At 41.2% G+C, this 1120-nt stretch carries 1 protein-coding gene; it reads right to left on the bottom strand.

What is annotated here, in order from left to right:
* Positions 1-911: IS110 family transposase (locus CDW55_RS12345; RefSeq protein ID WP_088470079.1), on the bottom strand; the 911-nt coding region annotated here is incomplete at its 3' end.
* Positions 912-1120: the final 209 nt, after the last annotated feature.

The following is a 1120-nucleotide window of genomic DNA, read 5'->3' as shown; positions in this document are numbered from 1 at the left end:
TCCGATCTCATGGTGTGTTTTCCCTCTTCTTTTTTCCGGCGGTAATATGCCTTGAGTTCAGGATCATATTTTATTGCAGTGAGTGCGGCCATATGCAGTAGCGATTTCATCTTTTTATCCGCCAGATGGCTGACCCTGGTTTTCCCCTTGACGCTCGTTCCGGAGGTGTGTTCGAAGGGTACCACTCCCGAATAACAGGCAAATTTCCGTCCGTTTGTAAATGCTGTAAATCCTTTCGTGACCATCAAAAGATAGACTGAAGTGATCTCACCAATTCCCGGAATGCTTTTTAAAAGCTGCTGTTGTTTGTAAAGAATTTCATCTTCGCGGATCAGGGTTTTAATTCTGTCATCAAGCGCTGCAAGCTGCTTTTTGAGCTGTGTCACCGTTTGTCGGTTGATGGCTTTTACGCTGGTGAAAACTTTTTTGTTCAGGTACATTTCCTTTTCCATGGTTCTTTCGAACGACTTAATGGCGGCAATGGTTTTTTCGCGTTCGGCAAACACGATTTTGAGTTGCTGCAGGCTCAGTTCCGGAAGCGTAGAAAGTGCAATTTTATCAGTGTTTCGCCTGGCGTAATTTGCAATCTCTTTGGCGTCTACTTTGTCGCTTTTGCCGCGCGTAATTCCGAGAGAGCGTTTGATTTCCAGCGCAGGAACCTGAGCGTAATCAAGTTTGTTTTCGCTTAAAACCAAGGCGAGCAACGAGGAATAGATGCCGGTATTCTCGAAAACGAAAAGGGTCTCATTCATATGGCAGCCAGCTTTTTTCAATGTTTTTAAAAACTTATCCACCGATTTTTGCGTATTCAGTATCTGGCCCTGTTCGGGCTGTGGGTTCGGGGTAATCATGCAGTAATCAAGCGTTAATTTTGCTACATCGATTCCGATGAAATTTGTGTAATTTTTCATAATTTAGTGGTGTTAAATTAATGTTGAATTGCTTTAAAATCTTTATTAGATCTGGGTAATCTGGTATTCTATCTAAAGCTTTTTCAACCTTTTAAAACAAGGCAGAGGACTGATATGTTAGATGAGGCTTTTAATCTCTAAGGGTATTGTTAGTTCACCTCTGTCTTGTTTATTTTAAAGCTATTAATTTTATGGATGTAAAGTAAAGA

It is taken from the genome of Chryseobacterium sp. VAUSW3 (genome assembly GCF_002205795.1).
Taxonomy (GTDB): Bacteria; Bacteroidota; Bacteroidia; order Flavobacteriales; family Weeksellaceae; genus Kaistella; species Kaistella yananensis.
This window is presented reverse-complemented; position numbering and strand designations above follow the sequence as displayed.